Annotated in this window: 2 protein-coding genes; both read left to right on the top strand. The window is 69.3% G+C overall.

Annotation, left to right across the window (positions count from 1 at the left end; all coding sequences use genetic code 11):
* Positions 1–441: 441 nt before the first annotated feature.
* Entirely contained in the window at positions 442–1,128 is a 687-nt protein-coding gene (trbF, locus tag RT567_RS16085; protein WP_303719188.1) for a conjugal transfer protein TrbF, read from the top strand.
* Positions 1,128–1,988, top strand: coding sequence for a P-type conjugative transfer protein TrbG (gene trbG / locus RT567_RS16080; RefSeq protein ID WP_313519607.1), 861 nt, complete (start codon positions 1,128–1,130; stop codon positions 1,986–1,988). The genes trbF and trbG overlap by 1 nt, the downstream gene beginning before the upstream one ends.
* Positions 1,989–2,157 lie beyond the last annotated feature (169 nt).

Raw genomic sequence — 2,157 nt, 5'->3', positions numbered from 1 at the left:
CGGCGCCGCGGGCGCGGGAAGCGGATCTCCCGGCGGACGCGGTCCGGGCGGAGGCTCCGGCAACGGCAATGGTAGTGGCGGCAGCGGCAGCGGTGGCGGTGGCGGTGGCGGTGGCGGTGGCGGTGGAGCATCCCCGCCGTCGGGGGGATCCTCGCCCCCGGATCGGTCGTCTGCCTCCCCCGGGACGGAAGCTGCGCCAGGAGCGGAAAGCGCCTCTGCTCCGGCAGGTTCAGAGTCTCAACCCGCGCCGGCTTCATCGTCTCGCGGAGGGCCCGAAAAGCCTGAAGGGGCTGGCGGGTCCAGGGAGGGCAAGCCCCGATGGGCCAGGGAGATGGAGCGCCGACAGGCCGTCGCCCACGGCGTCGCCACTGCCGTTCATGCGGTCCGGTCGGGCGACCACCACGGGGGCTCCGCATCCGTTTCTGTCAGCGAGGACCGTTCATGAACCCCTTCAAACGTCCCGGCGGCCACTATGGGCGTTCGCCGACGCCGGAAACGCCCTATCAGCGGGCCGCCCAGGTATGGGACGACCGGATCGGGTCCGCCCGCGTCCAGGCGCGCAACTGGCGGCTCGCCGCCCTGATGGCGCTGGGTCTTTCCGGCGGCTTGGCCGCCGGACTCGTCGTTCAGTCCGCGCGAGGCGTGGTCACGCCCTGGATCGTCGAGGTGGACCAACATGGCGAGCCGCTCGCGGTCGCGCCAGCCCAGGCGAACTATACGCCAAGCGACGCGCAGATCGCCTGGCATCTCGGCCGGTTCGTCGAACAGGTGCGCGGTATCTCCGCCGATCCTGTCGTGGTGCGGAACAATTGGCTGCGCGCCTACGACTACACGACGGATCAGGGCGCCGCCGCCCTGTCGGACTTCGCCCGCACGAATGATCCGTTCGCCGACGTCGGGCGCATCCAGGTGGGTATCGAGGTCTCCAGCATCATCCGCGCCTCGCCATCCTCCTTCCGTGTCGCCTGGACCGAGCGGCGCTTTGTCGATGGCCGTCTCGCAACGACTGAGCGGTGGACCGCGATCCTGACGGTGACGGTCCAGCCGCCGAGGACGGCCGATGATCTGAGGAAGAATCCTCTCGGCGTCCTGGTCCACGCCTTCAACTGGTCAAAGGAGATCGACTGATGCGCCGCCTCATGCCCTCTAGCGCCGTCCTGGCGCTCTGCCTTGCCGCAGCGCCCGGCGCCGGCCTGGCCTCAAACCCTCAGCGCGCGATGCAGGACGCGCCGCCTCCAGCTTCGCGCATCGCCGCCGCCAACGCCGCCGCGCGCGTGCAGCCCTTAGGCGAAAACTATCTGAACGCCACCCAGGTCTACGCCTATGAAGCCGGCGCCCTTTTCCAGGTCTACGGCGCGCCGGGGCACGTCACCGACATCGCCCTCCAGCCTGGCGAAGCCCTTTCCGGTCAGGGGCCTGTGGCGGCTGGGGACACGGTGCGCTGGATCATCGGCCAGACAGAGAGCGGCGCGGGCGAAACGCGACGGATCCACATCCTCGTAAAGCCCACCCGGAACGACCTGAAGACCAATCTCATCATTAATACGGATCGACGGACCTACCATCTGGAGCTCAACGCCCAGGCCTCGGCCTATATGGCGGGGGTGTCCTGGCGCTATCCTCAGGACGAGCTGATGGCGCTCGAAGCCCAGGCGGCGCGGCAGGCGGAGCGTGACGCCGAGCCAAGGATGAGGCTGGAAGATCTCAACTTCAGCTATCGGATCTCCGGCGCCCGGACCGCCTGGCGGCCGGTCCGAGTGTTCGACGACGGCCGCCAGGTCATTCTGGAATTTGACGCCGCGATCGATCAGGCGACGCTGCCGCCCCTGTTCCTGCTCGATCCTGACGGCGGCGCCTCTCTGGTGAACTACCGCGTCCTGGGTCGCCGGCTGATCGTCGATCGTCTGTTCGATGTCGCAGAGCTTCGCCTCGTCTCGGGGCGGCGTACGCAGACCGTGCGGATCGAAAAGAGGAGGGCAGGTCGATGAGCGATACGACTGGCGGCGAGGATCCTGCGGTCAAGGCGATGCGCCTCCGGGCCGACCCGCCCAGACCCCTTCGCCTGTCGCGCAAGGTGGCGATGGGCGGCGTCGCCGGACTGGCCCTCGTGGTCGCCGCTGCTGCCGGCGTCGGCCTGCTGAAGCCGGCCCCGGACGC

This window comes from Brevundimonas sp., assembly GCF_032107865.1.
In the GTDB taxonomy this organism is placed as follows: Bacteria; Pseudomonadota; Alphaproteobacteria; order Caulobacterales; family Caulobacteraceae; genus Brevundimonas.
Note: the sequence above shows the minus strand (reverse complement) of the source record. Positions and strands in the feature narration are given on the sequence as shown.